Raw genomic sequence first — 25,404 nt, forward strand, 5'->3', positions numbered from 1 at the left:
TAAATTGTCTGATGTAAGATATAAATACAAAAATGGAAAATCTAATGACAGCAGATAAAATATTTGAATTGTACGGAGAGTACATTTTGAATCACGGCGAAAGACCAAAAAATATTTATCGTTTCGCAAAGGACAATGGGTTTGAAGAGAAGGATTTTTATGATTATTTTTCAAGTTTTGAGCAGATTGAAAAATCAATGTTGGTTAATCTTTTTGATAAATCTGTCGCATTGGCATCAGAGGCTCATATTGGGGATGAGATGACGTCGAAAGAAAAGCTTTTGAATGTCTATTTTATCTTTTTTGAAAATATGACGATGAATCGTTCCCTGGTTTTGATGATTTTAGGAAATGACAAATTACATTTCGCAAAAATTTCAAATCAACTCAAAAAGACGCATCGAGATTTTATCAAAACGTTTGATTTTAACGATTGGAGCATGATTAAAGAGGCACAAGATGATGTGAGAAATTTTCATGAAAAAGCTAGAGAAGAAGCATTTTGGCTTCATCTGGTTTCTGCTATCGAGTTTTGGAAAAAAGATACTTCTCCAGCATTTGAAAAAACAGATATCTTCATTGAAAAGACTATCGATACAGGATTTGAACTGATGGATAATGAACCTTTGCGGAAAGTAGTCGACCTGGGTAAGTTTTTATTCAAAGAAACATTCAGAAAAGCTTAAAGGACAAATCTGAATTTTAAGTTTTCTGTATTTCAATCAAAATAATGGAAATTCTTCAGTGTATTAACAATGAAATTTTAAAATGAAAACACTCCATAAAATACCGACAGGAAAGTTAGAACGAACAAGCAGTTTGTTGAAAGCCGGTGCCAAAGTTGGCGTTAATTACATCAAATATTACGGAAACAAAATTATTAAGGATGAGGAGGAGGCTCGGAAAACTTTAAATGAAGATAATGCGACCGATATTTACGATTCTTTAAAAGAATTGAAAGGTTCTGCTTTGAAAGTTGCCCAGATGCTGAGTATGGAGAAAAATATTCTTCCGCAAGCTTACGTTGAGAAATTTTCTTTATCGCAATTTTCTGTTCCACCGCTTTCTGGTGCTTTGGTGAAAAAAACTTTTAGAAAATATTTTGGAAAAAATCCAGAGGATTTATTTGATGAGTTTACTACTGAATCTGTTAATGCGGCAAGTATCGGGCAAGTTCATAAAGCGAAGAAAGATGGTCAAAATTTTGCTGTCAAAATTCAATATCCCGGTGTTAGAGATAGTATTTCGAGCGATCTGAAAATGGTAAAACCGATTGCGATGAAGATGTTTAACATTAAAAAAGAGGGTTCGGAATCGTATTTTCAGGAAGTGGAAAATAAATTGTTTGAGGAAACTGATTATGATTTGGAACTAAAAAGGAGTCAGGAAATTTCTGAAAAATGTGCTCATCTTCCGAACCTGGATTTTCCGAAATATTATCCTGAGTTTTCTTGTGAAAGAGTCATTACGATGGATTGGATGAACGGAAAGCATTTTTCAGAGTTTACAAAACAAGATCATTCACAGGATGATCTGAATAAAATCGGACAGACGCTTTGGGATTTTTATATGTACCAAATGCATGTTCTGAAGCAGGTGCATGCGGACCCGCATCCAGGAAATTTTTTGGTATCGACAGATAAGAAGCTGCTTGTGATTGACTTTGGTTGCATTAAGGAAATTCCGAATGATTTTTACAAACCTTATTTTGAATTGGCTAAACGAGAGAATTTGGATAATCCTGAATTTTTCAAAGAAAAATTATACCAGTTGGAAATCTTGTGTGACACTGACTCTACAAAGGAACTGGAATTTTTTACCAAATTATTTTACGAATTACTGGAATTATTTACAAGACCTTTCAATACGGTGAATTTTGATTTTTCTGATGAAACTTTCTTTCAGGAAATTGCAGATTTAGGTCAGCGGTATGCGAAACTGAGTAGTATGAAAGGGATGAACACCAACAGAGGTTCGAAACATTTTATTTATATGAACCGAACATTTTTTGGTTTGTATAATATGATGCATGATTTGAAAGCGCAAAATATCGTCATCAATCAATATCAAAATTTCATTCAATAAATGCCTGCTAACTTACCTTCAAAGATTTGTGAAGTATGCGGATTGCGCTTCAATTGGCGGAAAAAATGGAAAAAAAATTGGGACGACGTAAAATATTGTAGTGAACGATGCCGGAAAAACAAAAAATCAACATTCTCTGGTTCGGCAACGATTTAAGAATTAGAGATAACGAGTCACTTTTCAACGTCATGCAGGAAGATTTGACTTTTCTTGCACTATATATTTTTAACGAAACTTTTTTCTGTTCGGGACCACTTGGTTTTAAGAAAATTGGAAAATTCAGAGCTCAATTTTTGCTGGATACAGTTTTGGATTTGAACAGTAATTTAAATCAAAAAAATATTCCGTTTCTTAAAAAAATTGGACGAACTCAGGATGTATTTAATCAAATTTCGGGGCAATTTGAGATTGAAAAAATATTCTGTCAAAGTGAATGGACTCAAGAAGAAGTCGTTTTGTATAATAAAATCAAGCGTATTTTACCTGGTGTAAAATGGGTTAAATCTTATTCCCAACTGTTGCTGCAACCTAATTACGTGGCTGATAAAGTAGATGAAATTCCTTTATTGTTTACTAATTTCAGACAAAAAATTGAGAAAGATTTTAAAATTAGAAATGAATTTGATTGTGAACATTTAGTGAACAGAAGGCCAAATTTAGATTTGCAAATAGAAAGCGATGACATCACATTAAAAACGTTGGGTTTCGATGATTTTGAAGTGCATCAATCTACGGCTTTTCCATTTTCGGGTGGAGAAACAGCAGCTATACAACGATTGAATGCTTATCTTTTTGAAACTAAAAATCTAAGTTGTTATAAAGAGACAAGAAATGGTTTAATCGGTGAAGATTACAGTAGCAAATTTTCTGCCTGGCTTGCAAACGGAAGCTTGTCTGCTGTATCTATTTTCCACGAAATCAAGAAATATGAGTCGAAATTCGGATATAATGAGTCAACTTATTGGCTTGTTTTTGAGCTATTGTGGCGTGATTTTTTTAAATATACTTCAATGCGATTTCGGGATAAAATATTCCTTAAAGTTGGAATTTTAGAAAGAGATGTTCAATTTAAATTTGATCAAAATTTAGTGAATGAATGGATAAATGGCGAAACAAATTCTGATTTTATCAATGCCAATATGCTGGAAATTAAAAATACAGGCTGGATGAGTAATCGCGGACGTCAAAATGTAGCTTCGTACTTTTGCAAAATTCTTAAACAGGAGTGGAGAATTGGTGCCGCATACTTTGAAGAAATGCTGATCGACTATGATGTTCATAGCAATTATGGAAATTGGATGTATCTAGCAGGTGTTGGAAATGATCCAAGAAGTAGAATTTTCAATGCTGAAAAACAGGCCGAACAGTACGATCCAAACCACAAATTCAGAAATTTATGGCTACAGTAAAATCATCAACGGCACAATTGATATTTCCGCATCAACTTTTCAAAAATACGGATTATCTGGACAATGATCAGCCGATTTTTTTGTTGGAAGAGTTTCTCTTTTTTAATCAATACAAATTTCACAAACAAAAAATTGCTTTGCATAGAGCGAGTATGAAGTTTTATGAGGGTTATTTAATCACAAAAAAATTTAAGGTTGAATATATTGAAAGTACGTCGCCACTTTCTGATGTCCAAAATTTGATTAAATATTTAGAAAAAGGAAAATTTGAGAAAATCCGCATTACTGATGTTTGTGACAATTGGCTTGAAAAAAGAATTAGGGAAACCAAATTGGAACTGGAAGTTCTTGAGAGTCCTTTATTCATAAATACTCGGGAAGATCTTAAGGTATATTTTGAGAATAGAAAATCCTATCATCAGACCGATTTTTACAAGCAGCAGCGCGTTTTTCGAAATATTCTGATGAAAGATGGCAAGCCTATTGGTGAAAAATGGACTTTTGATACGGAAAACAGAAAAATATATCCTAAAAATAAAAAAGCGCCGTTCATTAATTTTCCTGAAAACAGCATGTATTTTGAGGAAGCTAAAATATATATTAATCAAAATTTCAGTGATCACTATGGCAATTTAAGTTCATATCAACGGTATCCTGTTACTTTCGAGCAAGCAGAAAATTGGTTGAATCAGTTTCTTGAATTTCGATTTGCTGATTTTGGAGTGTATGAAGATAGTATCGTGGGTGGTGAACATTTTTTGCATCATAGCGTGCTTTCGCCTTTGCTTAATATTGGACTTTTGACTGCGGATCGTGTTTTGAAAAAAGCAATCGATCACGCTGAAGAACATAAAATCCCGATCAATTCTTTGGAAGGGTTTGTGCGTCAGATTTTAGGCTGGAGAGAGTTTGTGAGGGGAGTTTATTTGTATCAGGGAACTTATCAGCGTAATAAAAATTACTGGAAACATCATAACACGCTTCCCCAGTCTTTTTATACTGGAACGACAGAAATAAAACCGGTAGACAACACAATTTTAAAAGTTTTAGAAACGGGATATGCCCATCATATCGAGCGACTGATGATTGCGGCTAACTTGATGAATCTCCTTAAAATTGATCCTGATGATGTTTATCAATGGTTTATGGAATTATTTATTGATTCTTATGACTGGGTGATGGTGCCGAATGTCTATGGGATGAGCAGTTTTTCGGATGGCGGAAAAATGAGCACGAAACCGTACATCAGCGGAAGCAACTATATCAAAAAAATGAGCGATTATATGGACGGTGACTGGACGGATAAATGGGATGGTCTTTTCTGGAATTTTGTGAATGATAACCGCAAGTTTTTTGAGACAAACCCGAGGCTTGGCATGATGTTGCTCACATTGGATAAAATGGAAGATGAGAAAAAATCCAAGCATCTCGAAATAGCAAAACAGACGATTAAAAATCTAAAATAATGACGAAAGAATTTGATTTAACACAAACGGACCGCATTATCGAGATGGCATGGGAAGACCGAACGCCGTTTGAAGCGATAGAATTTCAGTTTGGAATTACTGAATCTGAAGTGATTGAAGTGATGAGAAGAGTATTGAAACCTTCTAGTTTTAGACTTTGGAGAAAAAGGGTGAATTCGAGTGTAAGCAAGAAACATCTGATGAAAAGAAATCCTGAAATGGTGAGGTTTAAATGTACAAGACAACGAACAATCAGTCATAATAAAATTTCGAAACGCTGAAAGTTTTGTTTTTCCCAAACCTAGGAGGAGTAAAATTTAATATTAATAAAATATACGGATATGAAAAATATAGTTATCATAGGCTGTGGGCAAGGAATTGGATTTGCTACTGCAAAAATATTATCAGAGAGTCATCATGTGATTGGAATTTCACGAACTGAAAATCCTGAAGTTCGGAATTTGAATATGGAGTTTCATCCCATGGATATTATCTCCGGAGATTTGGGCGAGATTAATTTTCCTGATGTGATTGACGGATTGGTTTATGCGCCAGGAAGTATTAATTTGAAGCCATTTAGTAGACTTTCAGTTGATGATTTTAAAAATGATTTTGAAGTTAATGTTGTGGGTGCGGTGAAAACGATTCAGAAATTATTACCTAATTTAAAAAAATCTGATAGTGCGTCGGTTGTACTATTCAGTTCTGTGGCTGCTAAGATGGGTATGCCTTTTCACGCATCGATTTCGGCCAGTAAAAGTGCTGTGGAAGGTCTGACTAAAAGTCTGGCGGCAGAATTGTCTGCTCAGAAAATTAGGGTTAATGCAATCGCACCTTCTTTAACGGACACAAAACTTGCTTCACAACTCCTTTCAACACCTGAAAAGCGGGAGGCTTCGGAAAAAAGACATCCGCTGCAAAGAATTGGTAATGGTGACGAGATCGCAGAAATGGTCAAGTTTTTACTTTCAGAAAATTCAGCTTGGATTACTGGACAGATCATCGGAATTGACGGGGGGATGAGCAACATCAAATTGTAATCATTTATTTTTTTACCAAAAACCCATCGATTATCCAAGTGAATTAGAAAAAAACTTATCTACTGCTTTGAATTCAACGAAACACTAGCGAAAAGTCCTAATTGAAATTTTAGCTTGTATTGATATTCTTAAACCAGTTTCTTATGACTGACTAAATAGAGGTTAATAACTGGACTTTTGTTGAATACTAGGGTGGAGAAAATAAATATAATGAAGAAGCTCTGAATAAGTATATTGGAAAATATATGAAGTAAATGCTTTCTGCTGGCTTTGCCTTTTATTTTTATGAATTTGCTTTATACATGTCAACAATGGCAGCATTTTTAGCTTATAGATTAACTTTCTTATGGTTGGCAATTGTGTGGTTTTTCCTAAGACCCAGACAAATCAGAAAGCAGAACCAAAAGATATTGAAGATTATCGATTCTCTGGAAACTATTGAAAAAGATTTAATATGATCTAACAGAAATTTTCACCGTAAAGGATCGGTTGTACTGCGATATCGGGTTTATGCCGTAGCCTTTTGCGGCATGTGGGCTGTAAACCCACCTGTACTTTTGAATGTCTTATTCGACCGTCCTTAAGACAAATTGATGAAAGCTAAAATTAAAGACCATGCCTATGATATGGGACTTAAACGAAAAGCTTATAAAAGCAGACACTACCCGCTAGAAACGCAGAATTTTTAAGCGTAAAAATAAGTAAAATTAAATGATACTTACTCTGGTTAACACTGCTTTAAACCAGCGAGAATATTTAAATGATCGGTAAATACTTCTTGTTCTATTCGGACCCTTTTCAATATCAATCGTAGAGTAAGCATATTTTTCTTCCAGTAGATCCACTAGTAACTTAGTCAATAGAAATTTTCCTTATTGCTGATTCATTGGCTTTTTATCGTCTTTCCTTTGGCTTTTTCAGCTTTTCATATCTGCTATATTATGCTATCTATCATAAAAGCGTAGGAATGCCAACTTAACAAGATTGAAATCGCTATGACCAGCAGTTAAGATTCAATCAAAAACATCTGATTTTCAACAAGAAATAATAAAAGAAATATTTTAATGTAAAATTATTTCTTTTGTATATATAATTGTAATATATTTACTAAAGAAATTTTTATATAGTTATGTTATAGTCATTTTATATTTTCTAGTGACATTTTACCATCATGTTGGTTTTTAAATTAAACGTATGCTATCGTTCCTAAATATGATAAATCAATAATTGAATAATACATGAAAATAAATTTACTATTTTGTTTGCTGATACTTGTTTTTGTAAGTTGTAAAAATGAGAACAGTATGCTCCCTGAGAAGAGCTCGTCAAATCCTATTGAAGCTTTGCAGGCTGATTTTGAGAAACAAACAGGTTATCACCAAAAGGACTCCAATTTTCTGTTTCAAAGTTTTAAGACATCCATTAACTGGGAACAGAACAAAATAATCTCTGATGATACTGTTTACGTGAAAGTAAATGTTTTAGATAAGGTAAAACTATTGTCAACGGATTCGCGGCAAATTTCCATACATAACATGGTTTGGATAAAAGCAATTAAAGCAAAAGATGCTTGGATGTATACATTGTTGACTTTTATTCCTGAAAATACTAAATTAGGATATACTGGTACGATTATTTCTAAATCTATTTTATCTGGCGAACAATGGAAAGCATATTTTATAGAAGGTGAACTTGTCAAACAAGCAAGCGGCTTGAAAGCTTCGTCAACAGACAGAAAATGTACGTATGGTTATGTAAATGGTGAGATAAATGTGATCAGTTGTGAACCACCACGTACGGGGACTGATTATCCAGGGCAAGGAGGAGGACCAATTGATTACGAAACTGTCGATCCAATGGAACATGGAGGTGCCGGAGGTAGTAGCGGAGGAGATGGCGCTGAAGGTGAGTCAACGACTAATCCTGACCATGAAATTATTGATGCTTTAGAAGGATATCCTTGTGCACAGGCAGTCTTAGCAAAATTGCCTAACTTAGAAAATAAGATTTCGACCTGGTTGAACAGTGTATTTAAAAATAATGCAAATAATAGCTTAACATTCAGAGTTAGTACTAATATAAAACCTGAAGTTGATGGCTTTTGGAACTATAATAACCCATCAGGAAAAGCTCAAACGATAAGTTTAAATGGCCAAATGCTTTCTAAGGCCTCTCAGGAATATATTGCGGCTACATTTTTTCATGAAGCTCTGCATGGCTATTTACATAATGAGAAAGTAAGACTTGAGGAAGAAGGTAAAGGATCTCAATTTGGAATTTTATATCCAGGATGGTCTGCTACAGATGTTCTAGTTGAAAATAGATATGTAATTGAGCATTCCACTATGGCAACCTCTTTAAAGGATTTAGCTGATGCAATAAAATCATTTAATCCTTCAATGAGTAACGCTGATGCGTTAGCATTGGCAAAAGCCGGTATAGTATCGAATATGACACAAGCAGAAATTGATTTGAACTTAAGACATAGAAATGGAAATGAGGGTACAAGATGTAACTAGGAAAATGAAATGTTGGTTTTTATTGCCGCTGTTATTGATTACGGTCAATTCGTCCGCACAGGTCAAATACTTTATTATACCGGATCAGGCAGAGGACTATACCGTCAATCATTATAAATTATCGACTGAAAAATTATATGGTGTCAAAAAGAACGTAGAACTTTTTTCTCTGACCTTTCCTGGATCAGAAACCATAAAAAGAAGCCTGAAACAGTATGTTGATATGGATCTCGATATAGTGCTTTTTTCAGTGCTGCCTGATTTATCAGGTAAAAGCGATTGGATTGAAATTAAAATGGATAGTATTAAAAGTAATATAATCACACATTCGAATCTAATAAGGCTACTGTCACTAAATACTTTTTCGGATTATGAGCAACAATATAGAGCAAAAAACAAATATTTTGATGAATATCAGGTTATAAAAAAAATAGACAATAAATACTTTGCATCCAAGCATTGTCTACTACAATTTTTTGCTGTCCGAAACAGGCCATCTGTTTTTCAAAATGTTTTTGGAACTATAAATACTGAGCAGGAACCGATCACAATCATTGAGATGGAGCAAATTTTTAAGAAAAGATACCGCGGTTCTATATTTCCACCCTATTCAATCGGAGAATCACCATATTCTTATTCTAGTGGGGGGTTCGATTTTCTACGGGATAGAAGAGAATACTTATCTAAAGTTATAAAATTGCGTAATGACGAACTGGCTTATCAATTCTGGACATATACAAATTGGCATGAGCATAGGCATGAATTTGAAATTGACCGGGGTATTGACCGTTTTGTATACCTGCCAGGTCAAGGCATTATCGGCGGTTCCTTTGACTTCTATTTTTACTTCCACAGAAAGAAGTTACCGATTGGATACGCTGACTTTATGCAGAATATAAAGGAAGAAAAAGTAATGATTGCAGATAATTATAAATAGGAAAATAATCACCCTTGACAAAAATTACCAATGGTTTTTTGTAAGGGGTGATTATTTTGAGACCGATATCTTCTTGCGAAATCTCGAAGTCATGTACTTTTTTTAGTTTAAGTGGGCAGCTTTGAATAGATTTATAATTCCCTCATAATCGTAAGCAAAAGTGCCCATATTAGGATCAATATCTAGTTTCATTTTTATTCACTGATTCATTTGTCAAGATTTTCCTTTTCTATGACAAAAGCTTTCAATTCTGCAATTTTTCCATTTTCGAAGCGCCATATATCGCAATAATCATAGTGGTGATAAATGCCATTTGGCGCCTTCAAGGTGATTTCACCTGTCACGGTTACCATGCTACCTTCTTCAATGGTCGTTTCGACGGTAAATACAGGCGGTTCCACATAAAATTCTTTCATATAGGCTCGTACTTTATCTTTACCCTCGAGGATACGTTCACCTACAAAAACCCATTTTGTATCTGGTGTACAATGAGCTAGAAAATCCTCGTAATTTCCCTTTTTAACAAATTCATTTGCTTGATGTAATATCGTTGCATTTTTCATTTTTGTTTCTTTTTTGATGTGAATTGATTCATTAATGCTTGTATCTAGACTGCTGTCAGATAATTCCATTTCCAAGCTTTCTCCGTGATTTTCATTACAGTTATTCGTATTTTGAGCATTTGTAACTGTTCGGAATGTGTTTTGATTAGGAAGATATCTCATCGCTTGTGCAGTAATGCCGACTACTAGTAAGATGGATATAGTTAATGTCAGTTTTTTCACGTTAATATTTTATTTAGACGCCAATTCATTAGTTCTAATCTTGATCCTTGCTATGCCTTTCATATGCCTATTGCTAAGTCATGGCTCAGTTTAATAATGTTTAGAATATCCGGATTAAGTATTACAAACTTTCCGAGGTTTCCTCCATCATTTCGATTCCGAATTCTTTTAAGCGGGTACTTATATTATGACTTGGAACAATAGTTTCTGGAAGGTGTAAACCTCCAACCTTATGTTCCGGCTGCCCATTAAGTCCTAATATTTTTTCTGCAATCAAGTATACGCCAACAGCGGTTAGATGAGAATTTCCTCTCGGGCCCGATACGATCGTGCTGAGTTTTCTTTTTTCGCCGGATAGTAGGGTGCCTTCAATCGTAATGTATAAATCATGTGAAGCTTGCAAGCCTTTATTGCTACCTATTGATTCCCCTGTGATAAAATCGAACCGAATATTTTTCGCACTCGTAAAAGCGGCAATGCTCGGTACATCCAGTGTGCTAAGTGGATAACCTATTACTGAGGAATGATTGTACAAATCAATAGTTCTCGGGTTTTCCTTTGCTTGTAATGATAGCCAATTTCCTTCCTTGCGGATCAGAGCATTACCAACAAAACCACTGACTTCGTTGGCAACTAGCGGTCCAACACTATCCTTTGGGTCAAATAACCCGGCAATTTCGATCGTTTTTATATGGCTGAATTTATTCGCTAGTTGTTTAACCACAAGGGTTAATATTCCTGCTTGCCAATGTCCAGCGTATACAACTGGCGCAATGATCGTTTTGTGCAGGCCTAGAAATGCTGTGGGAGAAATTTGATCAGCTAATTCGCTGACGGCAATACACGCAATGCCCTTTAAGATAGCAGTCTCTCTTACTATATTACGATGATCATCCACTGCTGATATGATCAGATCAATTTTTTGAAAGTGACTTAAATCGAAGCCTTCTTCAAGGTTGATGTAAGCTGTTTCTGTATGATTTAATTCCTTCGCTAAAGATATTCCGTTTTGCGGATTTCTGCCCGCTAGAACAAGTTCGATGCGATGATCAACTTGTCTGATTAGTCGTGCTATGTGACTCCCAACCATACCGTAACCGCCTACAATTAATACTCGTTTTTTCTGTGATTCCATCTTGAAATTTTTAAATTATATACTTTTTACATTTAGCAATGCAGTTTAAGCGTGTGGTCTGTCAAAATTTATCTAGAAACTCCAAATATGATTTGACACCATGTGCTAGATGGCTTTCCGATATGTTGTGCTCTATCCAATAAAAAGCAAATGGAGGTTGGTAATTAACTTTGACATATTGAAAAGTCAACTCAAAAGGTCGTGTGAGTTCCTGTAAGGTGTATTTGTATTTTCCTGCTCCCTTCAAATCGTTTTCATCTAAGCCCAGAGATATCGCCAAGGCTATTTTCTTCCCATGCATCCGATATCCGCTTTGACTGCCATATGCCCACCCATGAGTCAACACGTCATCAAACCACTGTTTTAACAGAGCGGGGCAGTTAAACCAGTAAAAAGGAAATTGGAAAACAATTTTATCATACTGTTCGACTAGGCGCTGTTCGGCCAAAACATCGATATTTCCCTCTGGATAACTTTCTTGTAAATGGTGTACGGTATATTTTTCAGGATACTTAAGCAGTTCCTCAATCCATCTCTTATTTATCACCGACTTAGTTATATGAGGATGGACGACAATTATTAAAGTTTTCATATTTCAATTATTCATTTGTTGAAGACAAAGTTAGGGTTCCACATGAAGTTTTGTATATTGCCAGCTAATTGTTAGGTACTATAAATAATGTAAGTAATGAGTGAAATCAAACAAACCTCAACCAACTTTTCCAATAAGGCTGCTCTGAGCGATGAATGTCCGGAAGCATACGCCTCAAATATCATTGGCGGTCAATGGACATTGGTGATATGTTCTTGGTTGTTAAGTGGTAAACTTAGATTTGGAGAGCTAAAGAAGAAACTACCTGGTATTACTGAACGGATGTTGACTTTGCAACTGCGTAAGCTCGAAGAGAATAAAATAATCAGCCGGACTGTTTATGCTGAAGTTCCGCCACGTGTAGAATATGAAATGACGGAAATTGGATATGCGTTGAAGTCTGTTATTAAAGAGTTAGAGGCTTGGGGAGAAAGCCATAAGAAATTGACAGGTAAATAACCTAATATGCCTGTATGAAATCATTCGCTTTTCTATTTTATTAGAAAATCAAATGATTGAAATTGACTTTAAGAAAAATTAGTGATCAAGATAATTCACCAAAATCGGTTCTTTAATCTAGTTTTTGACAAGAATTTTATCCGAAAGTAGCTTTGTTATTAAAAAGATATTTCCATTGTGCAACGGAGAGTCGTACAATGGAAATATACACAAGAATAGCTTATTTACTATTCAGTAATTTTTCTAAATATTCAACCTTCGATTTTTCGGCTTCAAGAAGGCGTTCGTAGAGTTTTTTGTTTTCTTCGTAGACTTCGATGAGTTTGTCTACAGGATTGCAAGAAAATGTGGAGTTTGTGCTATATGCACCGGCACCACTATTATCGTGAAAGCTATTAAAATAATTGAACACAGCTTCTTCACTAAAATTCTCAATTGCATCTGGAGTAACGCCCAATATTTCGGCTACTTGAGCCAAAAGATCTGCTTCTATGGATTCACTTCTTTCTATGTTGGAAATGGTCTGCTGACTTACTCCCAAAGCAGTGGCTAAAGCTTCTTGTTTCATACCGCGTAACTCACGTAGGCGGCTGATTTTTGGTCCAATCTTGTTTTCCTTACTCATACTCAAAGTTAATAATATTCTTGCATTTGTTACACTGTAATTACATGTCTTGGTAATTTACAAATTTTTGCTTGTTTTTTACAAATCAGATTGGTGATTTACAAGTGTTTTTGGTTCGGTACGAGTGGTTTTCTGTGGTTATTTGTGTAAACCAAAATACAAATAATTATGAAAAAGAAAAATAATACGAAGAACACTACAACAGGTAGATTTTCTAATTACGATGAAATCGATGAAATGTACGCAAGCCTCGATAGAAAGTATGAATTAAATGTGCCAAGCAATTTTAGAATGATTTGTGCTATTCTCGGGGTTAAAGTAGAAGTTATTCTTAAAGATTTTATGTGGCTGGTAAGCTATTCTAATCACCGTGATGGAGAGAGTAAAAGACGGAATGCTGCTCGAGCATTTTTTATGAGTTGTGCGTATGGACAACCAGGTTATTCTGAAGAACAGATCGACCAAATGTTTGACGAATTGAAAGCAGAACGATTAATCTATGATACAATTAACGGTATGAATCGAGAAGATCTAGAGTTGTTCTGGAGGAATAACCATATGTATAAGCAACATTGGTTTAAACGATGGTTTGAGCAGAAATGTCGTAAGGAAGAAATATCAATTCTTGCTGAATATTAACAGAAGTAATCTAACACCATTTAATAAATTGATTATGCATCATGTTGAACATAATGGCAGTTCTATCACACTGCTCACTGAGAAAGAAATATCCAATCCGTTTTTAGTATTAAAAGATACATTTAAAGAATTATCATCCGCAAGGGAGATTCACGATGAATTATTTGAAATATTAACCTTGTCAATACGACGGAATTACTGGATGACATACAAGTCACCTCTTGTAATTTATAAGAAGTATAAGAAATTAATGCGTCTGTTTGAAGCAGGATGGCTTATTCATAAAATAAGACCTGATTTTACGATAGCAGAGCTTATATGCGTTCCTTATGATCAGATTGGGCTTAATAACGGTGAACACAAAGGTTATCAGTTAAATAATAATCCCCTTATCAATGCTTATCAAATAATGAATGATCTGTATAATTCGTATAGTTTAAATTCATTTAGATGCAATCTGTTTCATATGTTATTTGAGGGTTTGATGCCATCTTGTGTCAGCTATGATCACGAATTTGAAAGTTATACTGTGACAGCTTTTCAACAGATGACTGATGTGATAAGTAGTTTGCACTTGATTAATCAGCATGAGAAAGATTTTGAATTATCTCAGCGCGATATCGAGGTTTTAAATACGGAGTGTGAAGAATTTATGGAAATGGATACCTTGTACGATTATGACAGTAATATAAATGATATGCATTGGCATTCAAAGAAAGATGATATAATTCAAGCGATACGCATTTCAAAGACTATTTTAAATAGTAAAGGTTTTTGGAAATCGCACAGCAACCCTGCAAATATTCTTTATTACTACCACGATTTTCTCTTTATTATAGATCATTACTGGGAACATTATCAATTACTGCTAGATCAAGAAATTGATTTTAATACGAAATGGGAATATCCCAAAACTGAAAAAGGGCAGCTATTTAAGACAAATTATGAATGGATTAAAAGACCTTGGAAATTCCTTCACGATAAATTTGAAAAGAAGTCTATATCTGAATGGCGGATACAACTTGAGCTTTGTCTAGAGGATGTTTTAAGCAATAATAAAATCACTTATAGAATAAATCGTCAAAATGATGATGTATTGAATTTTGTTGAAGGACTGCTTTTCTGGAAGGAATTGACCAAATACGAACCAAATATTTTCTAAATATGGAAAAATATATAATTATCACTGAGGAATTATCATCGGTCGTTGATAACATAACAGGTAAATTCATTATCGAACAGATGTATCTATAAACGAGAACAGACTCCTTACGAACTCATTATTCTAGTCTCCAGTAAGTATGTGAGAACCTTAGGTGAATTAGTGCCTAAAATCGTTAACTCGATAAGAGATTTTTCGGAATTTAAAGTGTTTTGTTATGTCGCTTTTCAGGCAAAAAATAAAATAAGAGAGGGGAACCTTTTCTTATTTACATCTTGTCAGCCTGATAAGCTGGTATATAAAAGGGAAGATTCTAAATTCGAAATAATTCCAAAAGATTTTGATTTCAATAGATGTAAGGAACGTGCTATTGGATTATTGGATAGGGAGCAACAAAAAATCAATAATTTTAAAGACGGTTATTATCATTTTAAAGAGATTGGAAAATATCCAATTGCTTCTTTCATGCTTCATCAGGTTATCGAGTTAACATATAGAAATCTAGAGTTGTTCCTTATAGGCAAAGAGAGAATCACGCATTCGATACGTTCTCATCATTTGTGTTTGAAAGATATCGATGGTGGCTATAATGGAATATTTGATGATGAAAATGACGAGGATATAAACTTGTTGCAGATGCTTGAGAATATTTATCGAGCAACTCGATATGAGGATAACTTTTATGTAGATATCGAAATGCTAATTGAAATAGAATCGAAAATGAAGGCTCTGATGGCGTATTCAAAAAAGACAATAGAAAAAGTGATTGATAGGTTTGAGGAGATTAGTACGTCATATCTAAAAAGTGTAAATGCGCAATTGAAAACTGAAGTAACTAAAGAGTCAGATGAGGATCGTTTGAATAATGTTGTAAATCGAATAAAAGAAAGCTTATCTATTGACATGGCTATTTACTTGTTTGGTCAGCGAAAACGATCATTCTCTATGGAGGGTATCCATACAATTGTAGATGATGGAGACCATCATTATGATTTGCTTATTGTCGGTGATGCGGATATCAGAGAGCAAGTCTCGAATTTACAAGCCAACTTGAATCAAAGTTCTGATACTTCGGTATTATTGATCTCGTTCACGAAAGACCAAGTTCAGAAGCAATTGGATAATAATAGTCCATTTTTTCATCAGGTTTTACAGTTTAGAGAAACATTATTTTGTAGTGAAAACTTCCATTTCTATCCGGTTTTTGATGAAAATATTGTTAATAATGGTGTGCAAACAGAAGGTGAGGATAAAATGGTTTGGTATAATCGGGAACAGAATGCTAAAGGTTTTTTCCATGGTGGTGCTCGAATCGATGAGTCGGAAGAGATTGGTGTGAAGGTTTTGTTATATAATCAAGCCATTGAGCAAGCATGCTTAGGATTGCTAGAGTATTATTTAGGTTACAAGCCCTATCAATATAACTTAATGCACTTGTACGATTTGTGCTGTAGCTTTTGGTCTTTTCCTAATGATATTTTCCCGCGTTCTACTATTGAAGAAATTGATTTATTCAATAATCTTGTCAACACAGTAAAGGATATTCGCTATAAAGGAAATACACATATGGATTGGGACGAAGTCTACAGGTATGAGGCACGGTGTGAGCGTTTTATTGAGGAGTGTGGTAAATTGGTTCGCGGAGAATAGCAATTAAGCCATTCACTTTGTCCATTACTTTTGTTGTCTCATACTTTTTGTTAAAACTTACGTTTACCGACGTATATAAACAACAAAACCCGACTTAATAGTCGGGCTTTATTTTGTCTTGGCGGAAGAGGAGGGATTCGAACCCTCGGTACCGTTTCCAGTACGACAGTTTAGCAAACTGTTCCTTTCGGCCACTCAGGCACTCTTCCTCGTTTTGACATTGCAAACATAAGGCAATTATTTTATTCTGCAAAGTCTATTTTATAAAAAAATAAAAAAAAATCGTAAGGTTTTAGTAAGCGATTGTATGTCAATTTATTGCTCATCCAATAAATTTCACTTATTTTTTCTTACTGAGATCGTAATCAACCCTGACGTGATAAATACTCTTCAACATGGCCTTGAAAATGTTTGAAGACTCCGTGATTTCCTTCAATGTGATGTTACTATTTGCAAATTGATTCAATTTTAATTTGTGTTCAATGATCTTATCGACAAGTGTATTGATCGACTCTTCTGTATGCTCTTTAAGGGCTCTAGATGCTGCTTCTACAGAATCGGCCATCATGAGTACTGCCGTTTCTTTGGAATAAGGAATTGGCCCTGGATATTGATACAACGATTCGTCAACAAGTTTGTCCGGATTGTTCTTGATAAATAAATTATAGAAGTAATCGACTTTTGTGGTACCGTGGTGTGTTTTGATGAAATCGATAATCACATCTGGAAGTTGATTTCTCTTTGCTATTTCAACTCCTTTAATGACATGGGAAATAATAATTTGCGCACTCTGTTCTGGAGATAGCTCATCATGTGGATTCTTTTCTGTTTTTTGATTTTCAATAAAAAACTGTGGGTTTGTTATTTTTCCGATATCATGATATAATGCTCCTGCACGTACGAGTAGGGGATTTCCGCCTATTCTATAAATAGCAGCTTCCGCTAAATTAGCGACTTGAAGCGAATGCTGGAAAGTCCCTGGTGCTTTAAAGGATAGTTCTCTTAGTAGTTTGGAATTACTATTGGTAAGTTCCATGAGCGTTAAATCCGAAACAATGCCAAAGAGTTTCTCAAATGCGTATACCAATGGATATGCCATTAAGGTAATCATGACACTGACAACAAAAGGTATGACGTCCATGATATTGATCGTACTCAGGGAACCATTTCGTGTGAGAAGAAGACCAAAATAGGCAATGAGGTAAGTGGCGAGTATAATCGCAGATGAAATAAAGAACTGCTCTCTCTTAACTAGAGTTTTGATGCTATAGATCGCAACTATACCGGCCATAAATTGTAAAAAAACAAATTCATATGAATTGGGAACGAATAAAGCGGCTAGCAATACCATGAGTAGATGGATGTTTAAAGCTACTCTTGAGTCAAATAGAATCCGGATGATGATCGGTACGGAACAAAAGGGGATATAGTATAAATTGGGAATCTTAATTTTAATGGCCCACGATAACGCACCGAGCATCCCGATGATCACAATCATGATAATCGAAAGTAGGCGGTTGTTGTAGTAGATATCTTTTCGGAACAGATAGAGAAATACTAATAAGATGGATAATGCTAATGAAATAATCAAAAACTGACCTAAGGTAACATAGGTTTGGTTACCTGATATTTTACCTTCGTCTTCGTAGATCTTACGAAGTGATTCTAACTTTTGGTAGGTTTCATTGCTGATAATCTTATCCTTCTCGGCTATAAGCTCGCCTTTTTGTACCACCCCCCGAGTAGAGGAAATATTGGCTAAAGCTGTTTGTTCTAGTCGTTCTGTTTGTTGATCGTTGTAGACGTAATTGAGCGTAATGTAGTTTTTTAAGGTTTCTAATAGCCACTTTTTGTAGAAGATCTTGGACGAATTGTTGAGGACTGAATTTGCATATTCATAGGATGATTCTATGGTGTAACAGTCGGCTGTATTTTTTTGAGTGGCTACTTTGTCTTGGATCAGGGTAAAATTATACTGTTTTGCAGCGGGACTTTTGTCGTCATTTCGATTTTGAAATCGATTATTAAGAGATAAGATACCACGATCATAGAGATGTGATAATATCGCATTACCTACTGCTCTATAGTCTTGGATTTTTTGAGGGGTCGTATCCAATTTATTGGTTTGCCATCTTTCAGCTAAATCCGTTTCAAATTGATCAATCTGTTCTCTACTGATGGTCGAATTGACATCGTAGATAGGTTGAATGGTTTTGAGGATATTTTTTTTATCCTCATTTAATTCTTCTTGTGTTTTAAGAATAGCAAAATTATAGGGGGAAATTAAATTTTCATGATCCCACACTTTTCCTTTCTGAAATTCGTAACGAAAGCGTGCTTGCTTGGGAAGGAATATACAAATAAGAATAATGGTCGCCAATATTAAACTGATCTTACGAATGAGGTTAAGATTGTTGTCGGATTCGCGATTATATTTAATTTTTAATCTACTCACGGAATTGAATTGTTGTTGGATAATAAAGAATTACTCAAGCAAATGTACTTAAAAATGTCCTATTATTAAGTTCTTTATCGATAGCAATCGGGGCTATATTTAATTTTTTTGATTTAAATTCGAGGCTTCCGCAAGACTTAATTATCTTTGTGAAAACAAATCAAAGACTCATGTCAAGTAAAAAGCATCTTATTGCACCTTCAGTTTTGGCAGCGGATTTCGCTAAATTATACGATGATATTATAATGGTAAACAATAGTGAGGCCGATTGGTTTCATATTGATATCATGGATGGCGTATTTGTGCCAAATATTTCTTTTGGTTTTCCGGTCATGCAAGCAATTGCAAAACATGCTACAAAACCGTTAGATGTACATTTAATGATTGTAGATCCAGATCGTTATTTACAGGTGTGCAAGGATTCGGGAGCTGCGGTGATTACCGTACATTACGAAGCATGTACGCATTTGCACCGTACTTTAGCGGCGATTAAGGAGTTGGGATGTAAGGCGGGGGTAGCATTAAATCCACATACTCCGGTTTCTTTGTTGGCAGACGTTATTGCTGACTTAGATTTGGTCTGCTTGATGTCTGTTAATCCTGGTTTTGGAGGTCAAAAATTTATTCAGCATACGTATACTAAAGTAAAACAATTGCGTGCTATGTCAGCGGGTGTGAATGATGGCTTGTTAATCGAAATCGATGGTGGGGTTGGTGTAGGTAATGCTGCTGCGTTGCTTCAGGCTGGTGCTGATGTGTTGGTTGCCGGTAGCTCGGTTTTTGCAGCTGCTGATCCAACTCAGTCTATAGCAGACTTAAAAGCGGTTGATATTCAGTTACAAAATATTTAATCAAAATAAAAAGGTATAAAAAAGGGGGAGATCAGACATGGTTTTCCCCTTTTTTATACCCTTTGATACGATCATATTTAATATCAGCGTCAAAATATACTGATATGAATTGCTATTTATTTGATGAAAATCTTCTGCAAATAATTGTATGTTAGGGCTTTGTTTTATTTTATTATGGAAAATAATTCTTGTTTAGAATATTTCCAAATTGAGTGAATAAATGGTAATGATAGCTATTAACTATTGATTTTTAGTATTTTTGTGCTCACATTTCAGCATTGATTTTATCGAGAAATAGATCCTTAAAACCAATAAAGTGTAAAGTTAATCTTAGTGTCACGGTGTCTCGTATAACATGATGTTTTTTTTGACTTAATTTATTAAACTTGTGGCTGTATTGGAAAACTGCAATGTGTATTTTTTTGAACAGCCTTTAACATATAAAAGATTTATAAACTATGAGTATTTACAACGATTACGTACAAGAGGTTGTAGAACGAAAAGGTCAAGGATTAAATCCTAAACCAATTGATGGAGCAGAATTATTAAGTGAGGTTATTGCTCAAATTAAAGATTTAAATAACGAAAATAGAGCTGATTCTCTGAACTTGTTTATTTACAATACCCTGTCTGGCACGACTAGTGCAGCTGGTGTAAAAGCAATATTCTTAAAAGAAATTATTCTGGGAAAAGAGGTAGTCGCAGAAATTACACCAACTTTTGCATTTGAGTTATTATCTCACATGAAAGGTGGTCCTTCTATCGAAGTACTTTTGGATTTGGCGTTAGGGGATGACGTAGCTATTGCGAAGCAGGCTGCTGAAGTTCTTAAAACACAAGTTTTTCTTTATGAGGCGGATACTACGCGTCTGAAAAATGCTTTTACTAACGGTAACGTCATTGCAAAAGAAATTCTAGAGAGTTATGCTCAAGCTGAATTTTTTACAAAACTACCTGAATTGCCAGAAGAAATAAAGGTGGTTACTTTTATCGCTGGTGAAGGTGATATTTCTACGGATCTGTTATCTCCAGGTAACCAGGCGCATTCGCGCTCGGATCGTGAGCTACATGGTCAATGTATGATTACTCCAGAGGCACAACAACAGATTAAAGCTTTACAGGCACAGCACCCAGATGCTAGTGTGATGTTGATTGCTGAAAAAGGTACTATGGGAGTGGGGTCTTCTAGAATGTCAGGTGTAAATAATGTGGCATTGTGGACAGGTAAACAAGCTAGTCCTTATATTCCATTTGTTAACATTGCTCCAATTGTGGGAGGTACTAATGGTATTTCTCCAATTTTCTTGACTACTGTAGATGTGACAGGTGGTATTGGAATTGATCTTCAGAATTGGAAGAAAAAAGTAGATGCAAATGGTGAGGTTATTCGTAATGAAAATAATGAGCCCATTTTGGAGCAAGTATATTCAGTTGCTACAGGTACTGTTCTTACGATCAATACTAAAACTGAAAAATTATATCATGGAGATCAAGAGTTAATCGACATTTCTAAATCTCTTACTCCTCAGAAAAGAGAGTTTATCAAAGCAGGTGGTTCTTATGCTATTGTATTTGGTAAGAAAATCCAAACATTTGCGGCTGGGGTATTAGGTATTGAAATTCCAAGAGTATTTGCTCCTTCTAAAGAGATTTCTATTGAAAACCAAGGTTTAACTGCTGTAGAGAAAATCTTCAATAAAAATGCTGTCGGTACAACTCCAGGAAAAGTATTACATGCTGGTTCTGATGTTCGTGTTAAGGTGAATATTGTAGGTTCTCAAGATACAACAGGTTTAATGACTGCTCAAGAGTTAGAAGCGATGGCTGCAAAGGTCATTTCTCCAACAGTAGACGGTGCTTATCAATCAGGTTGTCATACGGCATCTGTATGGGATAAAAAAGCGCAGGCTAATATTCCTAAATTGATGAAGTTTATGAATGACTTCGGATTGATTACAGCGCGTGATCCAAAAGGAGAATACCATGCTATGACCGATGTTATCCACAAGGTATTAAATGATATTACGATTGATGAGTGGGCGATCATCATTGGTGGCGACTCGCATACGCGTATGTCCAAAGGTGTAGCTTTTGGAGCTGATTCGGGAACTGTTGCCTTGGCATTAGCTACTGGTGAAGCTTCGATGCCGATTCCAGAATCTGTAAAAGTAACATTTAAAGGGAGTATGAAACAGCACATGGATTTCCGTGATGTGGTTCATGCGACACAATCTCAGATGTTACAGCAATTTGGTGGAGAGAATGTATTCCAAGGTAGAATCATCGAGGTTCATATCGGTACACTACTTGCCGATCAGGCGTTTACATTTACGGATTGGACTGCAGAAATGAAAGCAAAAGCTTCGATCTGTATTTCCCAAGATGAGACGCTAATTCAATCACTAGAAATTGCTAAGAGCCGTATCCAAATCATGATTGATAAGGGTATGGAAAATAAAAATCAAGTATTACAAGGATTAATCGATAAAGCTAACAAACGTATCGAGGAAATTAAAACGGGTGTAAAACCTGCTTTGACTCCAGATGCAAATGCAAAATATTATGCTGAAGTGGTGATCGATCTTGATATTATTGATGAACCGATGATTGCTGATCCTGATGTCAACAATGTGGACGTTTCAAAACGTTATACGCATGATGCTATTAGAGAGCTTTCTTACTATGGCGGTGACAAAAAAGTGGATTTAGGTTTTGTAGGTTCTTGTATGGTACACAAAGACGATTTAAAAATCGTTTCTCAAATGCTGAAGAACGTCGAGAAACAACTTGGTGTTGTTAAGTTTAATGCACCATTGGTTGTTGCAGCTCCTACTTACAACATCATAGATGAATTGAAAGCAGAAGGCGACTGGGAATATTTGCAGAAATATTCTGGTTTTGAATTCAGTGATATTTTACCAAAAAGTACAGCACGTACTGAGTACGAAAATATCATGTATTTAGAGCGTCCAGGGTGTAATCTATGTATGGGTAACCAAGAAAAAGCAGCAAAAGGTGATACGGTAATGGCTACTTCTACTCGTCTTTTCCAAGGTCGTGTAGTGGAAGATCGAGATGGTAAAAAAGGTGAATCTTTATTAGCCTCTACTCCAGTGGTTGTGCTTTCTGCTATCTTAGGTAGAATTCCAAATATGCAAGAGTATAAAGCTGCTGTTGAAGGTATCAACTTAACCAAATTTTCGCCTATTTCGACAAAATAGAAACTAATACTGGAGTTTGAGTAAATAACTTATATAAGTATCATAAAATTAGAAATATATGGCTTTTGATATAGAAATGATTAAAAAGGTATATAACCGTTATGAGGAGCGTGTAAACGCTGCTCGTAGCTTGGTTAATAAACCTTTAACCCTATCTGAGAAAATTTTATATACTCACTTATGGGATGGAAATGCAACTGAAACATACGATAGAGGTGTATCTTATGTTGATTTTGCTCCAGATCGTGTAGCAATGCAAGATGCGACTGCACAAATGGCACTATTGCAATTTATGCAAGCGGGTCGTCCTCAAGCGGCTGTTCCATCAACAGTACACTGTGATCACTTGATTCAAGCGAAAGAAGGTGCTCAAGTAGATTTGCAAAGAGCGAATACAGAATCAAAAGAAGTATTTAATTTTTTAGGTTCTGTCGCAAATAAATATGGTATCGGTTTCTGGAAACCAGGAGCGGGTATTATTCACCAAGTCGTTTTAGAAAACTATGCTTTCCCTGGCGGTATGATGATCGGTACAGATTCACATACGGTTAATGCTGGTGGTCTAGGTATGTTGGCTATTGGGGTTGGTGGTGCAGATGCATGTGATGTCATGGCTGGTCTACCTTGGGAACTTAAATTTCCTAAATTGATCGGTGTTAAATTAACAGGTAAATTAAGTGGCTGGACTTCGCCTAAAGATGTGATCTTAAAAGTTGCGGGTATCTTAACTGTAAAAGGTGGTACTGGTGCTGTTGTAGAATATTTCGGTGAGGGTGCTCAATCTATGTCTTGTACGGGTAAAGGTACAATCTGTAATATGGGTGCTGAAATTGGTGCAACGACCTCTACATTTGGATATGATGAGTCGATGGAGCGTTATTTACGTGCTACTGGTCGTGCTGATGTAGCTGATGCGGCAAATACTGTTAAGGAGCACTTAACTGCCGATGCTGAAGTATACGCAAACCCAGAATTATATTTTGATCAACTTATTGAGATTAATTTATCTGAACTCGAGCCTTCATTAAATGGTCCTTTTACACCAGATCTATACACACCAGTTTCACGTATGCGTGAAGAGGCTGCTAAAAATGGTTGGCCTACAAAAGTGGAGTGGGGATTGATCGGTTCATGTACCAACTCTTCTTATGAAGATCTGTCACGTGCTGCTTCTATCGCTAAGCAGGCTGTTGATAAAGGTTTGGTGACAAAAGCTGAATTTGGAATCAACCCAGGTTCTGAGCAAGTACGTTATACCGCAGATCGTGATGGTTTATTGAAAACTTTTGAAGATCTGAATGCAACCATCTTTACAAATGCTTGCGGTCCATGTATTGGTATGTGGGATCGTGTAGGTGCTGAAAAGCAAGAGAAAAATACAATCGTCCACTCATTCAACCGTAATTTTGCAAAACGTGCGGATGGTAACCCGAATACATTTGCTTTCGTAGCTTCTCCTGAGATCGTTGCAGCAATTGCAATTTCGGGTGATTTGGGCTTCAATCCTTTGACAGACACGTTGACAAATGCTAACGGTGAGCAGGTTAAGCTGGATCCTCCTACGGGTGATGAATTGCCTGAAAAAGGATTTGCAGTAGAGGATGCTGGATATCAAGCTCCTGCTGAAGATGGTTCTGCTGTCGCAATTGATGTAGATCCTAATTCTGACCGTCTGCAATTGTTAGAGCCTTTTGCTGCTTGGGAAGGTACTGACCTGAAAGGTTTAAGATTATTGATTAAGGCTAAAGGTAAATGTACTACTGACCATATTTCTATGGCTGGCCCTTGGTTGAAATACCGTGGTCATCTGGATAATATCTCCAACAATATGTTGATCGGCGCTGTTAATTACTTCAATGAAAAAACAGATTCGGTTAAAAATCAATTGACTGGTGAATATGGTCCTGTTCCTGCGACACAACGTGCTTATAAAGCTGCTGGTATCGGATCGATCGTAGTTGGTGACGAAAACTATGGAGAAGGTTCTTCTCGAGAGCATGCTGCTATGGAGCCTCGTCACTTGGGCGTTCGTGCGGTGTTGGTGAAATCTTTTGCTCGTATCCATGAGACGAACTTGAAGAAACAAGGCATGTTAGGTTTGACTTTTGCTGATAAGGATGATTATGATAAGATCCAAGAGGACGATGTAATCGACATCTTAGGATTGACAACTTTTACTCCTGGACAGCCACTTACTCTGGTCCTTCACCACGCGGACGGAACGGAAGATCAAATTTTAGCAAACCACACTTACAATGCTCAACAAATTGAGTGGTTTAAAGAGGGTGGTGCTTTGAACATTATTCGTAAAAATCAAGTAAAATAAAGTAATTATTTTGCTTATCTAAATATAACCCGGTACTTTTGTGCCGGG

Annotated in this window: 21 protein-coding genes and 1 tRNA gene; 16 read left to right on the plus strand and 6 right to left on the minus strand. The window is 35.7% G+C overall.

The genetic code is table 11. The features are described 5' to 3' along the window. Positions 1–32 precede the first annotated feature (32 nt). The 9 genes from MUB18_RS12715 to MUB18_RS12755 all read left to right on the plus strand — a co-directional run bounded on the left by MUB18_RS12715 (position 33) and on the right by MUB18_RS12755 (position 9,456). Positions 33–686, plus strand: coding sequence for a TetR family transcriptional regulator C-terminal domain-containing protein (locus MUB18_RS12715; protein ID WP_248753316.1), 654 nt, complete (start codon positions 33–35; stop codon positions 684–686). Positions 687–768: 82 nt separating this feature from the next. After that, positions 769–2,085 carry an ABC1 kinase family protein gene (locus tag MUB18_RS12720; RefSeq protein ID WP_045752286.1) on the plus strand — a complete coding sequence of 439 codons (1,317 nt, stop codon included), beginning with the start codon at positions 769–771 and terminating at the stop codon, positions 2,083–2,085. Beyond that, positions 2,086–2,241, plus strand: a complete 156-nt coding sequence (locus MUB18_RS12725; RefSeq protein WP_084405251.1) for a DUF2256 domain-containing protein — start codon at positions 2,086–2,088, stop codon at positions 2,239–2,241. Beyond that, positions 2,193–3,494, plus strand: a complete 1,302-nt coding sequence (locus tag MUB18_RS12730; protein WP_248753317.1) for a DASH family cryptochrome — start codon at positions 2,193–2,195, stop codon at positions 3,492–3,494. Before MUB18_RS12725 ends, MUB18_RS12730 begins: the two co-directional genes overlap by 49 nt. Continuing rightward, entirely contained in the window at positions 3,482–4,960 is a 1,479-nt protein-coding gene (locus MUB18_RS12735) for a cryptochrome/photolyase family protein (RefSeq protein WP_248753318.1), read from the plus strand. The genes MUB18_RS12730 and MUB18_RS12735 overlap by 13 nt, the downstream gene beginning before the upstream one ends. After that, positions 4,960–5,241 carry a TIGR03643 family protein gene (locus tag MUB18_RS12740; RefSeq protein WP_045752289.1) on the plus strand — a complete coding sequence of 94 codons (282 nt, stop codon included), beginning with the start codon at positions 4,960–4,962 and terminating at the stop codon, positions 5,239–5,241. Before MUB18_RS12735 ends, MUB18_RS12740 begins: the two co-directional genes overlap by 1 nt. Before the next feature lie 60 nt (positions 5,242–5,301). Beyond that, entirely contained in the window at positions 5,302–6,000 is a 699-nt protein-coding gene (locus MUB18_RS12745) for an SDR family NAD(P)-dependent oxidoreductase (RefSeq protein WP_248753319.1), read from the plus strand. Between the two features lie 1,238 nt (positions 6,001–7,238). Further along, positions 7,239–8,519, plus strand: coding sequence for a hypothetical protein (locus tag MUB18_RS12750; protein ID WP_248753320.1), 1,281 nt, complete (start codon positions 7,239–7,241; stop codon positions 8,517–8,519). Positions 8,520–8,523: 4 nt separating this feature from the next. Next, positions 8,524–9,456 carry a hypothetical protein gene (locus MUB18_RS12755; protein WP_248753321.1) on the plus strand — a complete coding sequence of 311 codons (933 nt, stop codon included), beginning with the start codon at positions 8,524–8,526 and terminating at the stop codon, positions 9,454–9,456. A gap of 206 nt (positions 9,457–9,662) precedes the next feature. On the opposite strand, the gene MUB18_RS12760 is transcribed toward MUB18_RS12755, so the two are convergent. The 3 genes from MUB18_RS12760 to MUB18_RS12770 all read right to left on the minus strand — a co-directional run bounded on the left by MUB18_RS12760 (position 9,663) and on the right by MUB18_RS12770 (position 11,968). Then, positions 9,663–10,241, minus strand: coding sequence for a nuclear transport factor 2 family protein (locus MUB18_RS12760; protein WP_248753322.1), 579 nt, complete (start codon positions 10,239–10,241; stop codon positions 9,663–9,665). 121 nt (positions 10,242–10,362) lie between these two features. Next, positions 10,363–11,376 (minus strand): hypothetical protein, encoded by a 1,014-nt coding sequence (locus MUB18_RS12765; RefSeq protein WP_248753323.1) that lies wholly within the window; start codon positions 11,374–11,376, stop codon positions 10,363–10,365. A 61-nt stretch (positions 11,377–11,437) separates the two neighbouring features. Beyond that, positions 11,438–11,968, minus strand: a complete 531-nt coding sequence (locus tag MUB18_RS12770) for an NAD(P)H-dependent oxidoreductase (protein ID WP_248753324.1) — start codon at positions 11,966–11,968, stop codon at positions 11,438–11,440. 96 nt (positions 11,969–12,064) lie between these two features. Here MUB18_RS12770 and MUB18_RS12775 point away from each other — a divergent pair, with 96 nt between their 5' ends. Continuing rightward, the gene (locus MUB18_RS12775; RefSeq protein WP_045756547.1) at positions 12,065–12,427 is read left to right on the plus strand and encodes a winged helix-turn-helix transcriptional regulator; all 363 of its coding nucleotides are present in this window, start codon (positions 12,065–12,067) and stop codon (positions 12,425–12,427) included. A 220-nt stretch (positions 12,428–12,647) separates the two neighbouring features. On the opposite strand, the gene MUB18_RS12780 is transcribed toward MUB18_RS12775, so the two are convergent. Further along, entirely contained in the window at positions 12,648–13,052 is a 405-nt protein-coding gene (locus MUB18_RS12780) for a helix-turn-helix domain-containing protein (RefSeq protein ID WP_248755931.1), read from the minus strand. A 168-nt stretch (positions 13,053–13,220) separates the two neighbouring features. On the opposite strand from MUB18_RS12780, the gene MUB18_RS12785 reads away from it, so the two are divergent. The 3 genes from MUB18_RS12785 to MUB18_RS12795 all read left to right on the plus strand — a co-directional run bounded on the left by MUB18_RS12785 (position 13,221) and on the right by MUB18_RS12795 (position 16,503). Further along, positions 13,221–13,691 (plus strand): hypothetical protein, encoded by a 471-nt coding sequence (locus tag MUB18_RS12785; protein WP_248753325.1) that lies wholly within the window; start codon positions 13,221–13,223, stop codon positions 13,689–13,691. Then, complete coding sequence (locus tag MUB18_RS12790) at positions 13,678–14,853, plus strand: hypothetical protein (RefSeq protein ID WP_248753326.1); 1,176 nt, start codon at positions 13,678–13,680, stop codon at positions 14,851–14,853. The genes MUB18_RS12785 and MUB18_RS12790 overlap by 14 nt, the downstream gene beginning before the upstream one ends. A 141-nt stretch (positions 14,854–14,994) precedes the next feature. Beyond that, positions 14,995–16,503, plus strand: a complete 1,509-nt coding sequence (locus MUB18_RS12795; RefSeq protein ID WP_248753327.1) for a HEPN domain-containing protein — start codon at positions 14,995–14,997, stop codon at positions 16,501–16,503. Between the two features lie 119 nt (positions 16,504–16,622). Here MUB18_RS12795 and MUB18_RS12800 read toward each other — a convergent pair. Together MUB18_RS12800 and MUB18_RS12805 are read right to left on the minus strand one after the other, a co-directional pair. Next, positions 16,623–16,712, minus strand: a tRNA-Ser gene (locus tag MUB18_RS12800). 131 nt (positions 16,713–16,843) lie between these two features. Then, a complete protein-coding gene (locus MUB18_RS12805) occupies positions 16,844–18,958 on the minus strand; it encodes an HD family phosphohydrolase (RefSeq protein ID WP_248753328.1) in 2,115 nt (704 codons plus the stop codon). 170 nt (positions 18,959–19,128) lie between these two features. Between MUB18_RS12805 and rpe the strand changes: the two genes are divergently transcribed. The 3 genes from rpe to MUB18_RS12820 all read left to right on the plus strand — a co-directional run bounded on the left by rpe (position 19,129) and on the right by MUB18_RS12820 (position 25,356). Continuing rightward, positions 19,129–19,809, plus strand: a complete 681-nt coding sequence (rpe, locus tag MUB18_RS12810) for a ribulose-phosphate 3-epimerase (RefSeq protein WP_248753329.1) — start codon at positions 19,129–19,131, stop codon at positions 19,807–19,809. A gap of 458 nt (positions 19,810–20,267) precedes the next feature. Further along, entirely contained in the window at positions 20,268–23,030 is a 2,763-nt protein-coding gene (locus tag MUB18_RS12815; protein WP_094773444.1) for a bifunctional aconitate hydratase 2/2-methylisocitrate dehydratase, read from the plus strand. Between the two features lie 58 nt (positions 23,031–23,088). Beyond that, positions 23,089–25,356: an aconitate hydratase gene (locus MUB18_RS12820; protein ID WP_248753330.1), complete on the plus strand. Its 2,268-nt coding sequence runs from the start codon at positions 23,089–23,091 to the stop codon at positions 25,354–25,356. Positions 25,357–25,404 lie beyond the last annotated feature (48 nt).

The sequence above is a fragment of the Sphingobacterium sp. PCS056 genome (assembly GCF_023273895.1).
GTDB lineage: Bacteria > Bacteroidota > Bacteroidia > Sphingobacteriales > Sphingobacteriaceae > Sphingobacterium.